At 59.4% G+C, this 15,165-nt stretch carries 14 protein-coding genes and 1 tRNA gene; all 15 read right to left on the bottom strand.

Annotated features, from left to right (window positions below; genetic code table 11):
• The coding region (locus ONB25_14110) for a GTP-binding protein (protein MDZ7394018.1) at nt 1–113 on the bottom strand (113 nt) is incomplete at its 3' end.
• Between the two features lie 54 nt (nt 114–167).
• Nucleotides 168–2,261: an elongation factor G gene (gene fusA / locus ONB25_14105; protein MDZ7394017.1), complete on the bottom strand. Its 2,094-nt coding sequence runs from the start codon at nt 2,259–2,261 to the stop codon at nt 168–170.
• A gap of 190 nt (nt 2,262–2,451) precedes the next feature.
• Nucleotides 2,452–2,922, bottom strand: a complete 471-nt coding sequence (gene rpsG / locus ONB25_14100; GenBank protein MDZ7394016.1) for a 30S ribosomal protein S7 — start codon at nt 2,920–2,922, stop codon at nt 2,452–2,454.
• 32 nt (nt 2,923–2,954) lie between these two features.
• The gene (rpsL, locus tag ONB25_14095) at nt 2,955–3,329 is read right to left on the bottom strand and encodes a 30S ribosomal protein S12 (GenBank protein MDZ7394015.1); all 375 of its coding nucleotides are present in this window, start codon (nt 3,327–3,329) and stop codon (nt 2,955–2,957) included.
• A 98-nt stretch (nt 3,330–3,427) separates the two neighbouring features.
• The gene (gene rpoC, locus ONB25_14090; GenBank protein ID MDZ7394014.1) at nt 3,428–7,657 is read right to left on the bottom strand and encodes a DNA-directed RNA polymerase subunit beta'; all 4,230 of its coding nucleotides are present in this window, start codon (nt 7,655–7,657) and stop codon (nt 3,428–3,430) included.
• A 26-nt stretch (nt 7,658–7,683) separates the two neighbouring features.
• Entirely contained in the window at nt 7,684–11,556 is a 3,873-nt protein-coding gene (gene rpoB / locus ONB25_14085) for a DNA-directed RNA polymerase subunit beta (protein MDZ7394013.1), read from the bottom strand.
• A gap of 81 nt (nt 11,557–11,637) precedes the next feature.
• Nucleotides 11,638–12,084: a 50S ribosomal protein L7/L12 gene (gene rplL / locus ONB25_14080; protein ID MDZ7394012.1), complete on the bottom strand. Its 447-nt coding sequence runs from the start codon at nt 12,082–12,084 to the stop codon at nt 11,638–11,640.
• Between the two features lie 23 nt (nt 12,085–12,107).
• Nucleotides 12,108–12,638 carry a 50S ribosomal protein L10 gene (rplJ, locus tag ONB25_14075; protein ID MDZ7394011.1) on the bottom strand — a complete coding sequence of 177 codons (531 nt, stop codon included), beginning with the start codon at nt 12,636–12,638 and terminating at the stop codon, nt 12,108–12,110.
• 46 nt (nt 12,639–12,684) lie between these two features.
• Nucleotides 12,685–13,389: a 50S ribosomal protein L1 gene (gene rplA, locus ONB25_14070; GenBank protein MDZ7394010.1), complete on the bottom strand. Its 705-nt coding sequence runs from the start codon at nt 13,387–13,389 to the stop codon at nt 12,685–12,687.
• A gap of 29 nt (nt 13,390–13,418) precedes the next feature.
• Nucleotides 13,419–13,844 (bottom strand): 50S ribosomal protein L11, encoded by a 426-nt coding sequence (gene rplK, locus ONB25_14065; GenBank protein MDZ7394009.1) that lies wholly within the window; start codon nt 13,842–13,844, stop codon nt 13,419–13,421.
• A 10-nt stretch (nt 13,845–13,854) separates the two neighbouring features.
• Nucleotides 13,855–14,436, bottom strand: coding sequence for a transcription termination/antitermination protein NusG (gene nusG / locus ONB25_14060; protein MDZ7394008.1), 582 nt, complete (start codon nt 14,434–14,436; stop codon nt 13,855–13,857).
• A gap of 2 nt (nt 14,437–14,438) precedes the next feature.
• Nucleotides 14,439–14,684, bottom strand: coding sequence for a preprotein translocase subunit SecE (gene secE, locus ONB25_14055; GenBank protein ID MDZ7394007.1), 246 nt, complete (start codon nt 14,682–14,684; stop codon nt 14,439–14,441).
• A gap of 14 nt (nt 14,685–14,698) precedes the next feature.
• Nucleotides 14,699–14,772 (bottom strand) — tRNA-Trp (locus tag ONB25_14050).
• A 26-nt stretch (nt 14,773–14,798) separates the two neighbouring features.
• Complete coding sequence (gene rpmG / locus ONB25_14045; GenBank protein ID MDZ7394006.1) at nt 14,799–14,948, bottom strand: 50S ribosomal protein L33; 150 nt, start codon at nt 14,946–14,948, stop codon at nt 14,799–14,801.
• Nucleotides 14,949–14,995: 47 nt separating this feature from the next.
• Nucleotides 14,996–15,165: elongation factor Tu (gene tuf / locus ONB25_14040; protein ID MDZ7394005.1), on the bottom strand; the 170-nt coding region annotated here is incomplete at its 5' end.

Below are 15,165 nucleotides of genomic sequence, written 5' to 3'. Positions count from 1 at the left end.
CGACTCAAGACCTGCGTAATCGCCGCCGTCAACGTCGTCTTCCCATGATCCACATGCCCTATCGTCCCTATGTTCACGTGCGGCTTCTTCCGCTCAAACTTCGCCTTCGCCATCGCTCATCTCCTCCTGATTGCTCTCTCCCTGGTTCAGCTCCGGCAGGGACCCGCTCAGCGGGCCGCCGCGTAGTGACGGTACTCGCCCAACAGCTTCTCCGCGATTTCGTCCGGCGCCGGCTCGTAGCGCAGGAACTGCAGGGTGAAGATGGCCCTCCCCTGGGTCATGGAGCGCAGTTGCGTCGCGTAGCCAAAGGTCTCTGCAAGCGGGATAACCGCCTCGATGACCTGGCCGTCAGCGCGGGGAGTCATCGCCTTGATCTTGGCCCGCCGCATGCGCAGATCTCCCACAACGTCGCCCAGGTACTCTTCCGGCACCACCACTTCCAGCCTCATCAGCGGCTCAAGCAGCACCGGATCAGCACGACGGGCGCCATCCCGGAACGCCATCGAGGCTGCCACCTTGAACGCCACGTCCGAGGAGTCCACTTCGTGGTAGGAGCCATCCACCAGAGCCACCTTAATATCGACCATCGGGCTGCCGGTGAGCACCCCCTCACCCATGGCTTCTTTCACCCCATCGGCGATGGGCTTGATAAACTGCTTCGGGATGATGCCGCCCACGATCTTGCTTTCAAACTCAAACCCTTTGCCCGGCTCGTTCGGCTCCAACTCCAGCACCACATGTCCGTACTGCCCCCGCCCGCCACTCTGCTTGATGAACTTGCCCTCGCTGGTCACCTTGCGGCGAATGGTCTCGCGGTAACTGACCTGCGGCTTGCCGATCTTGGCGCCCACCTTGAATTCGCGCAACAGGCGGTCCGTCAGGATTTCCAGGTGCAGCTCGCCCATGCCAGAGATCAACGTCTGACCAGTCTCTGGATTGACCTTCACCTTGAAGGTGGGGTCTTCGTCGGCCAAACGGGCCAGAGAAGTGGACAAGCGCTCTTGGTCCGCTTTTGTCTTGGGCTCGATGGCGATGCTGATCACCGGCTCGGGGAAACGCATCGACTCCAGCACGATGGGCCTCCGCGGGTCGCATAGTGTCTCACCTGTCTTCGTGAGACGCAACCCAACTGCCGCACCAATGTTGCCGCAGGTAATCTCCTCCAGGTCCTCACGCTTGTTGGCCGCCATCTGCAAGATGCGCGACAGCCGCTCCCTCTTGCCCAGGTTGGCGTTCAACACCGTCGCCCCTGTTTGGATTTTTCCCGAATAAACCCGGAAGTAGGTCAAACGCCCCACATACGGGTCCGACATGACCTTGAACGCCAACGCCGCAAAGGGCTCATCTTCCGAGGGTTTGCGCACTTCCGTCTTGCCGATGTAAGGGTTCTCCCCTTGCACCGGCGGCAAATCAACTGGCGAGGGCAGGTAGCGCACCACCGCGTCTAGAAGGCGCTGAATGCCCTTGTTGCGCGCCGCCGAACCGCACAGCACCGGCACAATGCTCACGTCCAGGGTCGCCTTCCTCACCACGCTAATGATCTCCTCCTCGCCGATCTCCTTTCCCTCCAGGTATTTTTCCAAGAGGGTGTCGTCATAGTCGGAGATCGCCTCAAGGAGTTTGGTCCGGTAGTCGTTGGCGGTGGCCATCAAGTCCTTGGGTATCTCGAACTCATCCCACGTGCTGCCTAAGGTCTCCTCGCGGTAGGTGACCGCTTTCATGCGGATGAGGTCGATCAATCCGGTGAACATGTCCCCCTGGCCCATGGGGATCTGCACCGGGACCGGATTGGCACCGAGTCGTTCGCGGATCATGCGCACGGTATTGAAAAAGTCCGCCCCGATGCGATCCATCTTGTTGACAAAGGCGATGCGGGGGATGCGGTATTTGTCAGCCTGCCGCCACACCGTCTCCGACTGCGGCTCGACGCCACCCACGGCACAGAAGAGCGCCACCGCCCCATCCAGCACGCGCAAGGACCGCTCCACTTCTACGGTAAAGTCCACGTGCCCGGGCGTGTCGATAATGTTAATGCGATGACCACTCCACTCGCAGCTTATCGACGCGGCAGTGATGGTGATGCCTCGCTCCTTCTCCTGCTCCATCCAGTCCATGGTGGCAGCACCATCGTCCACCTCTCCAATGCGATGCACCTTGCCTGTGTAGAACAAGATGCGCTCGGTGGTGGTGGTCTTACCGGCATCGATGTGCGCCATGATGCCGATGTTGCGAATTTTTTCGATCGGGTATCGTGTTGACATGAAAAAAGTCCACCAATTCCGGAGCGACTTTTTCAATCGCTCGCTAAGAGCTCGGAGGACGACGGCACGCCAGAGACTTTGTCGATTCCCTTTTAGCTACTGCGTCCTACTCGAGGTTGTCACAAGCTTATGCACACCCGCTGAAGGGCGGGCGAACTATTCTGACTCCAGGCTGAGGCCTGGGATGAACCTACCAGCGGAAGTGAGCAAATGCCTTGTTGGCTTCCGCCATTTTGTGGGTATCCTCACGCTTCTTGATAGAGGCACCCTCGTTCTTGGAAGCGGCGATCAACTCTGCCGCCAACTTTTCGGCCATGGTCTTTTCGGAACGGGCGCGCGCATTGCTGATGATCCACCGGATGGCAAGGCTCTGCCGGCGTTCCGGTCGTACTTCCACCGGCACCTGGTAGGTTGCTCCGCCTACCCGCCGGGACTTGACCTCCAACAGCGGCTTGACGTTTTCCACCGCCTTCTCAAAGACCTCCAGGCCGTTCTGCCCTGTCTTCTTCTCGATGATCTCGATGGCACGGTAGAAGATGGTCTCTGCCAGACTCTTCTTGCCGCGCCTCATAATGCTATTGATGAACTTGGTGACCAGCACCGACTGGTACTTCGGGTCTGGGAGCACCTCACGTTTAATAGGCCGCTTTCTCCTCGGCATCTTCCACTCTCACGGTTCGTCGTGCTTGCCTGTCACTTCTTGGGGCGCTTGGTCCCGTACTTGGAGCGACCCTGCATGCGGTCGTTAACGCCTCCCGTGTCGAACTTCCCACGAATGATGTGGTAACGCACTCCGGGGAGGTCCTTCACTCGCCCACCCCTGATGAGAACAATGGAGTGTTCCTGCAGGTTGTGCCCCTCACCCGGGATGTAGGCAGTTACCTCGTAGCCGTTGGTCAAGCGCACGCGGGCCACTTTCCGCATGGCGGAGTTGGGCTTTTTCGGCGTCGTCGTGTAGACGCGTGTACAAACCCCTCGCCGCTGCGGGGAACCCGTCAGGGCTGGTGCCTTGCTTTTGGCCACCAAGCGCTGCCTCCCATGGCGCACCAGCTGATTAATCGTCGGCAAGCTTCCTCCTCTCTGTTGTTTCCGCGAACGGCAAATATATACAAACGGCGCGCGAAATCCAACTATTTTTTCGCTTTGAAGCGCCTTGAGTGTCACTCCTATTCGGAGGCGGCAGCTTCCGCCGCTACCTGTTCCCCTGCCTCCTCACTCGGTGCGAATACGCGAATGTCACGGTATCGGGCCAGGCCCGTTCCGGCGGGGATGAGGTTGCCCATCACCACGTTCTCCTTCAGGCCCAGCAGGCGATCGACCTTCCCTTCCACGGAAGCATCGGCCAGCACCCTCGTGGTCTCTTGGAACGAAGCGGCCGAGATGAAGCTTTCCGTGGACAGCGAGGCCTTTGTGATACCCAGCAGGAGCGGCTCAAAAGTAGCGGGCTGGGCAGGTCGCGCCTCCGGTACTTTCTTGCCGTCCTTTTCCAGCGCCGCGCAGACCTCCCTGAACTCGTTGATGTTCACCCGCTGCCCAGCACGCCAATGTGAGTCGCCGGGTGCGGTGATAACCACCTGCTCTTTGACCCGATCGTTCTCCCGCAAGAAAGTCAGTCGGTCAACCTGGTCACCCTCCAGATAGTCGGTATCACCAGGGTCCCCGATGCGGACCTTCTGCAGCATCTGGCGCACAATGATCTCGATGTGCTTGTCATTGATGCGGACGCCCTGGAGGCGATAGACCTCCTGGATCTCGTTGAGCAGGTACTCCTGCACCTTGTTGGCGCCCATGATGGCAAGAATATCGTGCGGCGCCACCGCGCCTTCAGAGAGCTTGTCACCCGCGCGCACCCTGTCCCCCTCGTGCACTAACACGTGCTTTCCGTACGGGATCGTGTAGGTGCGCTGGTCGTGCCCATCCTCGGAGGTCACCGTGATTCTACGCACACCACGCTTGATTTCGCCAAAGCTGACGATACCATCGATTTCGCTCACCACCGCCGGCTCCTTGGGGCGCCGCGCTTCGAAGAGCTCGGCCACCCGCGGCAAACCGCCAGTGATGTCCCTCGTCTTGGCAATCTCGCGCGGCAACTTAGCCAGCACTTGCCCCGCTTTGACCTGCTGTCCGTCGTGCACTTGCAAGAACGCCCGCACCGGCATGTGGTAGCGCCCCAACACCTTCCCCTTGGCGTCCACCACCAGAATCTGCGGATTGAGATTGCGGTTGCGCGCCTCGACGATCACCCCCTGCTTGAGACCCGTGGTCTCGTCGAGTTCCTCTCGGTAGGTGACGTTCTCCTTGATATCCTCAAACCGGACGGTGCCAGTGTGCGTGGAAATAATGCTCGCCGTGTATGGGTCCCACGTGAAGAGTGTCTCGCCCTTTCCCACCGCCTTGCCATCTTGCTTGAGAATAATGGCACCGTAGGGGACGGTGTACTTTTCCACCACACGATTGTTCTCGTCGACGATATTGATCCGGCCGGTGCGCGAGACGCACACAGTAGACCCATCTTCCTGCGGAATAGACTTGACGTTTTCGTACTGCACAGTCCCAGCGCGTTTGGTGACCACGCTGCTCTGGGCGGCGATTCGTGAAGCCGTTCCGCCGATGTGGAACGTCCGCAGCGTGAGTTGTGTACCTGGCTCGCCAATGGATTGGGCGGCCATGACGCCCACCGCCTCCCCCAATTGGACCATATGACCGGTTGCCAGGTTACGGCCGTAGCACATGGCACAGACTCCACGCGGCGCTTCGCACGTAAGCACCGAACGGATGCTCACCTCGTCTATCCCTGCATCGACGATGGCCTGTCCCAGTTCCTCATCGATCATCTGCCCTGCGGAAACCATGACCTCGCCGGTGTCGGGGTGGTACACGTCTTCGGCTGCCACCCGTCCCACGATGCGGTCAATCAACGGTTCGATGACCTCTTCCCCCTCCTTAAGGGCGCCGGTGCGCACACCCATAATGGTGCCGCAGTCCTTCATGGTCACCACCACATCGTTGGCCACGTCCACCAGGCGCCGCGTCAGGTAGCCGGCGTCGGCGGTCTTCAGCGCCGTATCCGCAAGACCTTTCCGCGCCCCGTGCGTCGAGATGAAGTACTCCAATACCGACAGTCCCTCACGGAAATTCGCAGTGATCGGGTTTTCGATGATCTCGCCCATCTGGCCGACCATCTTCTTCTGCGGCTTGGCCATCAACCCGCGCATGCCCGCCAGCTGGCGGATCTGGTCCTGAGAGCCACGGGCTCCCGAGTCGGCCATCATGAAGATGGGGTTGAAGCCATCTTTATCCGCCTGCAGCCCCTCGAACATCTTCTCGGTCACTTCGTTGGTGGCATGCGTCCAGATGTCGATGGTGCGGTTGTAACGCTCGCCATCCGTGATGACACCGCGCTCGTAATTCTTCTGGATGGCCTCCACCTCGCGAGTTGCGCGCTCCAAGATCTCCTGCTTCTGGGGCGGGATGAGCACGTCGCTCATCCCCACCGTAGCGCCGGAAATCATCGCGTAGTGGAATCCCAGATCCTTGAGCTTGTCCAGGAACTCCACAGTGCGGACATTCCCAAGCCGTCGGAAGCAGTCGTAAACAATCTGCTCAATGCGCTTCTTCGTCAAGAGTTCATTGTAGAAGCCCAACTCGCGCGGCACACATTGGTTAAAGATCACCCGCCCCGTCGTCGTCTCGATAATGCGGCCGTCCAAGCGCACCTTGATGCGGGCATGGAGACCCACCACGCCATTGTTGTGGGCGATGATCACTTCGTCCGGCGACGAGAAAAGCATCCCTTCGCCCTTATCACCGAGCTTGACCTTGGTCAGATAGTAGATGCCCAGCACGATGTCCTGGCTGGGGATGGCCAAAGGCCTGCCGCTGGCCGGAGACAAGATGCTGTGGCTGGACAGCATCAGAAGCTTCGCCTCAATCTGAGCGTAGTACGAGAGCGGCACGTGCACTGCCATCTGGTCGCCGTCAAAGTCGGCGTTGAAGGCAGCACAGACCAGCGGGTGAATCTGGATGGCCTTCCCCTCGATGAGCAAGGGCTGGAAGGCCTGGATGCCGAGACGGTGCAACGTGGGCGCGCGGTTAAGCATCACCGGATGGTCCTGGATAATCTCCTCCAGGATAGCCCACACCTCGGCACCTCGGCGGTCCACCACCTTCTTCGCGCTCTTGACCGTCTTGACCATGCCGCGCTCAACCAGCTTCCTGATGATGAACGGCTTAAAGAGCTCCAGGGCCATCTCCTTAGGCAAGCCGCATTCATGGAGCTTCAGCTCCGGCCCCACCACGATGACCGAACGGCCGGAATAGTCGATGCGCTTGCCCAACAAGTTCTGTCGGAATCGACCCTGCTTGCCGCGCAGCATGTCGGACAACGATTTCAGGGCCCGGTTGCTGTCGCCACGCACTGCCGAGGCCTTACGACTGTTGTCGAACAGCGAGTCCACTGCCTCCTGCAGCATGCGCTTCTCGTTGCGCAGAATGACCTCAGGAGCCTTGATCTCCAGCAACTTCTTGAGGCGGTTGTTGCGAATGATGACTCGCCGATACAGGTCGTTAAGGTCCGAGGTGGCAAACCGACCGCCCTCCAGCGGCACCAGCGGACGCAATTCCGGCGGGATGACCGGAATGACCGTCATCACCATCCACTCCGGCTTGTTCTCGTGCCCATTGAGGCCACTGCGCCGGAACGCCTCGATCACTTTGAGCCGCTTCAGGCAATCCGCCTTGCGCTGCAGAGCCGTCTCGGTCTTGACCTGGTAGCGGAGCTCCTCCGAAAGCTTCTCGATGTCCACCCGCTTAAGCAAATCCAAGATGGCCTCGCCGCCGATCTTGGCGACAAAGCGGTCTTCCTCATTCTCCGTCTGGACCAGCTCCGGGTACTCGTTGATGATGCGCAGATACTCTTCCTCTGAGATCAGCTCTTTGGCGCGCAGGCCACTCCTCCCAGGCTGGATTACCACGTAGGACTCGTAGTAGATGATCTTCTCCAGCTCCTTGATGCTCATGTCGAGCAAGTAGCCGATCTTAGAGGGGATGGAGCGCCAATACCAGATGTGCACCACCGGCACTGCCAGCGTGATGTGCCCCATGCGCTCGCGGCGTACGCTCTTCTGCGTGACCTCGACCCCGCAGCGGTCACACACAATCCCTTTGTAGCGCACGCGCTTGTACTTGCCACAATGGCACTCCCAGTCCCGCACCGGGCCAAAAATCTTTTCGCAGAAAAGCCCATCCTTCTCCGGCTTGAAAGAGCGATAGTTGATGGTCTCCGGCTTGGTGACCTCGCCGTACGACCGCTCCAGAATCTTGTCCGGAGAGGCAAGGCCGATCGAGATTCCCGTAAACTGCCCCCTTCCTATTGCATCTTGTCTGGTCGTGAGCACCAAACTTTGCACCTCCGCAAGATGCTCTAACCCTGAATCACGGGTTTACCATCAACGGGCTTCATCCCCTGAGAGCCCTTCTTGCGCACCGCCCACTGAGGCATCCTGCCATCGATGAGCTCCACATCCAGACCCAGGCCCTGCAGCTCGCGAATCAGCACGTTGAAAGATTCCGGCAGACCTGGCTCTGGCAAGTTGTCGCCCTTGACGATCGCCTCATAGACCTTTGAACGGCCGCGCACGTCGTCGGACTTGACGGTCAGGATCTCTTGCAGCGTATGTGCCGCGCCGTAGGCCTCCAGGGCCCACACTTCCATCTCGCCGAACCGCTGGCCACCAAACTGGGCCTTGCCTCCTAAAGGCTGCTGAGTAATGAGCGAGTACGGCCCGATGGAGCGGGCGTGAATCTTGTCCTCCACCAGGTGCGACAACTTCATCAGATACATATAACCAACCGTCACCGGCTGGTCAAACGGCTCGCCGGTTCGCCCGTCGTAAAGGATCGTCTTCCCGTCGGGCGGAAGTCCGGCCTTTTTCAGCTCTTCGACGACTTCCTCATACGTCGCCCCATCAAACACTGGCGAGGCGTACAGCTGATTGAGTTTGGCCGCCGCCCAGCCAAGGTTACATTCCAAAATCTGGCCCAAATTCATACGCGACGGAACGCCGAGAGGATTGAGCACCACGTCTACAGGCGTGCCGTCGGGCAGGAAAGGCATATCTTCTACCGGCACAATCTTGGACACCACGCCCTTGTTGCCGTGCCGGCCCGCCATCTTGTCGCCCACTGAAAGTTTGCGCTTCTTGGCGACGTAGACCTTGGCCAATTGTACGATACCGGGCGGGAGCTCATCACCCATCGTCAGCTTCAGCTTGCGCTGCTCAAATTCCTGCTCGATGGCCTCCATTCGCTGCTGGTAGCGGCGAATGATCTCGCGCGCCAGCTGGTTTGCCTCCGGGTCATCCGTGACCTCGGCTTGAAAGTTCACGCGCTCAAAATCCACTCGCGCCAAGTTGCCGTCGGCCTTAAGCACAGTCTTGGCCTTTATCAACGCCTTATCGGTCTGGATGTCGCGCACAACCTGTGCGGTCTTGCCGTCTAACACCTTGGTCAGCTTCTCATCGCGCAGACGACGAGCCTTTTGCTCCTCCTCCTGGCGCCAGAGGGTGAGCTCGTCGAGCATTTTCTTCTCTTGCTTCTTGCTCTTCGCGTCTTTTTTCTTCCGCGTGAACAGACGCGTGTTAATGACGATGCCCTTCACGCCCGGCGGTACCTTGAGCGAAGCATCCTTCACGTCGCCTGCCTTCTCCCCGAAGATGGCTTTCAGCAGTTTCTCTTCCGGGGTCGGGTCGGTTTCGCCTTTGGGGGTCACCTTGCCGACGAGGATGTCCCCCGCCTGCACCTCAGCCCCGACGCGCACCACGCCGTTTTCGTCCAGGTCCTTTGTGGCGTCTTCGCTGACGTTGGGGATCTCGCGGGTCAGCTCTTCCTCGCCCCGCTTGGTGTCGCGCACCTGCAGGTCAAACTCTTCGATGTGCAGCGACGTGAAAATGTCCTCCCGCACAATGCGTTCGGACACGATGATTGCGTCTTCAAAGTTGTAGCCACGCCAAGGCACAAACGCCACCAACACATTGCGGCCAAGTGCCAGCTCACCGCGATCGGTAGCAAAGCCATCGGCCAACACCTGATTCTTGCTCACGCGCTGCCCCTGGGTGACCAGAGGTCGCTGGTTGATGCAAGTGTCTTGGTTGGTGCGCATGAACTTGGTCAGGTGGTAGACCCGACGGCTACGGTCCTCAAAGTCCAAAAGCTCCTCCACTGCGCTCTTCGGGTCAGTCGGAGGATCCACGCGGATGACGATGTGGTCGGCGTCGACTTCTTCGACGACCCCATCCACGTCGGACACGATCAGGGCTCGCGAGTCCCGGGCCACTTTAGCCTCAAGTCCCGTGCCGACCAGAGGGAGTTCCGGCCGGAGCAAGGGTACCGCCTGCCGCTGCATGTTGGAGCCCATGAGGGCGCGGTTGGCGTCGTCGTGTTCCAGGAACGGGATGAGCGCCGCGGCCGCCGAAACCGTCTGCGTGGGTGACACATCCATGTAGCTGACCTGCTCGGGAGCCACCACCGGAAAGTCACCCCGCAGCCGGGCTTTCACCCTATCCTGAAGAAAACGGCCATCCTTGTCCAACGGCGCATTCGCCTGCGCCACGATTTGGTTCTCTTCCTCATCCGCAGCCAGGTAGACGATCTCGTCGGTGACGCGACCATTGACCACCTTTCGATAGGGCGTCTCGATAAACCCAAGCTCATTGAGCCGCCCGTAGGTGGTGAGCGAGGAAATCAAGCCAATGTTGGGGCCTTCCGGCGTCTCAATGGGGCAGAGGCGTCCGTAATGCGTGTAGTGGACGTCGCGCACCTCGAAGCCGGCGCGCTCCCTGGTCAGACCGCCCGGACCCAAGGCAGACAAGCGGCGCTTGTGGGTCAGCTCAGCCAGCGGGTTAGTCTGATCCATGAACTGAGAGAGCTGGCTGGTGCCAAAGAAGGTGTTGATGACCGAAAGGATGGTACGGGCGTTCACCAGGTCTTGGGGGGTGAGGTTCTCGCTCTCCCGCAGGTTCATGCGCTCCTTGATCGTGCGCGCCATGCGCGAGAGCCCCACGCTCATCTGCTGCGCCAGCTGTTCGCCTACAGTCCGCACCCGACGGTTGCCAAGGTGGTCGATATCGTCTGCCTCGCGCGTCCCTTCGCGCAGATCCACCAAGTACTTGATGATAGCGACGATATCCTCCTTGGTGAGCACCGTCACGTCCAGAGGGATGTCCAGACCCAGCTTCTTGTTCAGCCGGTAACGCCCCACCCTGCCCAGGTCGTAACGCTTCGGGTTGAAGAAGAGACGTTCCACAAGCCCGCGTGCCGCCTCCAGATCTGGCGGTTCGCCGGCCCGCAACTGGCGATAAATGGTCTCTAAAGCATCTTCCTCACTCCGCGCCGTGTCCTTGCGAAGGGTGTTGCTGATGATCTCCGGGCCAGAAGGGCCCTCCGGACGAAGCAAACGCACCTTCTCGATGCTGGACCGGTCCAGTTGGGCAATAGTGTCCTCGGTCAGCTCCTGGTCCCTCTCGCACAAGAGCTCGCCACTCTCTCTGTCGACAATGTCCTCCAGGGCAATGTGGTGGAGATATGGCCGCAATTGGTCTGCCTTGGCGGGCACCTCCACGCTCAGGTCAAAGAGGCTCAGGAGCTCGCTGTCGGTAGAGTAGCCAATGGCGCGCAATAGGGTGGTGACCGGGAACTTCTTGCGGCGGTCGATGTACACGTACATCACGTCATTGATGTCGGTGGTGAACTCCACCCACGAGCCGCGCAAGGGGATAACACGGGCACTGTACAGCTTCTGGCCGTTCGGATGCCGAAGTTCGTCAAAGAACACGCCAGGCGAACGGTGCAGTTGACTGACCACAATCCGTTCGGCACCGTTGATGATGAAGGTGCCGCGCTCGGTCATGTAGGGGATGTTGCCGAGATAGACCACCTGCTCAATGGTCTCGGTATAGGAATCCTTGTCCCCGTACTCGTCCTTGATGGAAAGGCGAAGCTTGGCCTTGAGGGGGACGGCGTAGGTCACCCCACGCTCCTGGCACTCTTGGACCGTGTAGCGAGGCCTTTCGACGTAGTACTCCACAAAGTCCAGCCGAAAGTTCTCACGGCTATCCACGATGGGGAAGACCGATTGGAACACCGCCTGCAGCCCCTGATTCAGACGCTTGTCAGGGGGCACGTTCGGCTGCAAGAACTCATCGAAAGACTTGAGCTGGACGTCCAAGAGGTCAGGCAGCTCAATGGCCGATGAGATTTTCGAGAAAGATTTTCTCGCTATCTGCGCAACGTTCGCCAAGGAAGTCACTTCCTTTCGCTTCAAAAACCGCAAAGTCAAACCGGGCAAGAGCCGGAGTCTTAGCCCCACCCAGGCTCAGGTCTACTTCAGCACGACCGTAGCGCCAGCTTCTTCCAGTTTGGCTTTGATTTCGTTTGCCTCCTCTTTGGAGACCCCTTCCTTGATGGGGGCCGGTGCGCCCTCGACCAGGTCCTTTGCCTCCTTGAGGCCCAGGTTGGTCAGCTGGCGTACGACTTTGATCACCTGGATCTTCTGAGCACCGGCAGACTGCAAGATGACGGAGAACTCGGACTTTTCTTCCGCAGCAGCCCCAGCCGGCCCAGCAGCGGGTGCGCCAGCCACAGGCGCAGCAGCCACCACCGGCGCTGCGGCGGTGACGCCAAACCGTTCCTCCAGAGCCTTCACTAACTGTGCCAGCTCCAGCACGGTGAGGCCTTCCACCGCCTTGATCACTGCCTCAATTTTCCCATCGCCACCCTTGGTCGCTACTGTCTCTGTCCCTGCCTGGGCAGATTTCTCTTCCGCCATGTTCTTTCCTCCAGAATTACCCATTAGAGCGAGGTTTGCCCTTCCTTTTGGGCACGGATAGCATCCAACACCCTGACGAATTGCGCCAGCACACCGTTGAGGGTGTAGACCAACCTTGTCAGGGGCGCATTCATGGTGCCGAGCAGCCGTGCCACCATCACGTTGCGCGGAGGAAGGTTACAAATCTCGTCCACACGTGACGCATCAATCAACTCGCCTTCGTACACGATGGCCTTAATGGCCAGCTTGTTCTTTTTCTGCGCAAAATCGCGAAGAACCCGGGCGGGCACACCGGGGTCATCGAAGCTCAAGGCGAACGCCGTGGGGCCCGTTAGGTGAGGAAGCAGAGCCTCATACCCTGCCTGTCTCACCGAACGCCGCGCTAGTGTATTCTTGACTACCCTGTACTGTACGTTCGCGTCGCGCAGGGTCTTGCGCAGCTCAGTCACCTCCTCCACATTCAGCCCGGAAAAGTCGGTGACGTAGATCCCGCGCGCCCGTGTCAACCCCTCACTGACCTCAGCGACCACCCGTTCTTTCTCTGGTCTTGCCATTACTTTTCCTCACACCTCTGCGCATACATCTGTCGTCGGCCTGGGGTCACGCGCGTACTTCATCCAACAATGCGCTCCGATCCACCTTGATGCCTGGGCCCATGGTGCTGGACAAGGTGACGCTCCGCACGTATTGCCCCTTCGCCGTAGGCGGCTTCAGACGCACCACCGCCTCCATAAAGGCCTTCACATTCTCAGCAAGCTTCTCGGCCGGGAAAGACGCCTTCCCCAAGGGCACGTGCAGAATGCCATACTTATCCACGCGGAAATCGACCTTGCCGGCCTTGATTTCTCTCACCGCCTCTGCCACGTTAAAGGTCACGGTGCCACTCTTCGGGTTGGGCATCAGGCCACGGGGCCCGAGGATCTTGCCCAGCTTGCCCACCTGGCTCATCACGTCCGGCGTTGCTACCACCGCGTCAAATTCGAGCCAACCCGCCTGAATCTTCTCCAGGTACTCGTCCAGCCCCACGTAGTCAGCGCCTGCTTCTAACGCCTCCTTCTCTTTGTCGCCTTTGGTCAGGACCAATACCCGCTTGGTCTTGCCCAGGCCATGGGGCAGCGTCACCGAGCCGCGCACCATCTGGTCCGCATGACGCGGGTCCACGCCCAGACGGACGCTAATCTCCACCGTCTCATCGAACTTTGCCGTAGCGGCCTCCTTGACCAGTTTCACCGCCTCGGCCAGGGTGTACTGCTTAGACGGATCCCGTTTGCTTACCGCTTCGCGAAATCGTTTGCTCCGTTTCATTCCAACTCCGCGCAAGACAAAGGTGGACGTCACTCCACCACCGTAATGCCCATGCTGCGGGCAGTTCCTTCGATCATCGAAATGGCGCTCTCCAGACTATTGGCGTTCAGGTCCGCCATCTTCGTCATGGCGATTTCTCGCACCTGGGCTTTGGTCACGGTGCCCACCCGCGTACGGTTTGGTTCGCCCGAGCCCTTCTCGATTCCCGCCGCCTTCTTGAGCAACACCGCCGCCGGGGGTGTCTTGGTCACAAAGGTGAAGGTGCGGTCCGCGTAGATGGTGATCACCACGGGGATGATGTAACCCATCTTGTCCTGCGTGCGCGCGTTGAACGCCTTGCAGAACTCCATGATGTTCACCCCGTGTTGCCCAAGAGCAGGCCCCACCGGTGGTGAAGGCGTAGCATTACCCGCCGGGATCTGTAACTTCACTGTTGCGATGATCTTCTTGGCCATTGCAGCTCCGCTACGATTCCAGTTCCACCTGCAGAAAATCAAGCTCAACCGGGGTAGACCTGCCGAAAATGCTCACCATGACGCGCAACTTGTTCTTGTCCTCATAAATCTCCTGCACCACCCCGGTAAAGTCCGTAAAGGGGCCATCTATGACCTTAATGGCATCCCCCACGCGGAACGGCACGTGAATGCGTTCCTTGGCACGGCTCTCGTCCACGCGGCCCAAAATGCGGTCGATTTCGTCAGGGCGCAGCGGCTCGGGTTTGGCCTTGGAACCGACGAAATTGGTGATGCCAGGGGTGTTCAGCACCAAGTGCTGCGTCTCTTTGTCCAGCACCATGTGCAGGAACAGGTACCCGGTGAAGAAGATACGGTTCCTTGTCCGCTTCTTCCCCTGTCGCATTTCCGTGACCTGCTCTGCGGGCAGAAGCACTTCCTTGATCTTGTGGCGGAGGCCGCTCTTGTCGATCTCGTTGTCGAGATAGGCCTTCACCTTGCGCTCATGCCCGGAAAGCACGTGCACGGCGTACCACTTGAGCTCCTCACTATCCGCAGCGACTCTTTCCGGCGCTGCATCTATCTCCGCACTCACGATTACCCCGCCAACCTGAAGATTACCCCAACGATGCGCGAAATGATCTGGTCGGCGATAAAGATGAACACCGCGAACAGCAAAGTAGTGACGATAACAATCGTCGTGGAGCCTTTGAGCTCTTCGCGTGTCGGCCAGCTCACCTTCGCCATTTCAATCTTTACTTCGCGCAGAAAATTGATTGCCTTTTCAAACATGGGGCGCTCTCGCGTTTGCCTCTTGTCCCAAAAGAAAGAGCGTTCGTTCACGCTCTCTCCCACGGCAGGCCTGGAGGGACTCGAACCCCCAACCGCCGGATTTGGAGTCCGGTGCACTAGCCAATTGTGCTACAGGCCTGTACCACACCGTCTCGAATACACCAACTACTTCGTCTCCTTGTGCAGGGTGTGGTGTCTGCAGAAGGGACAATACTTCTTGAGCTCGAGCTTCGCCGTGTGCTTCTTCCTGTCTTTAGTGGTGCTGTAGTTCCGATTCTTGCACTCTGAGCATTCCAGCGTGATGATTTCCTGCATCGTCGCTTACCCTCATCGACCTTCGTTGCCTGGGGCGAAGCGCAGCCCTATTCGATGATTTTGCCGACCACGCCGGCGCCCACGGTGCGCCCACCCTCACGAATGGCAAACCGCAACCCCTCCTCCATCGCGATCGGCGTGATCAACTCCACCTCCATCGTCACATTGTCCCCCGGCATCACCATCTCCACCCCCTCCGGCAACCGTATCGTCCCCG

The organism is candidate division KSB1 bacterium, from assembly GCA_034506335.1.
In the GTDB taxonomy this organism is placed as follows: Bacteria; Zhuqueibacterota; Zhuqueibacteria; order JANLFK01; family Oleimicrobiaceae; genus Oleimicrobium.
Note: the sequence above shows the minus strand (reverse complement) of the source record. Positions and strands in the feature narration are given on the sequence as shown.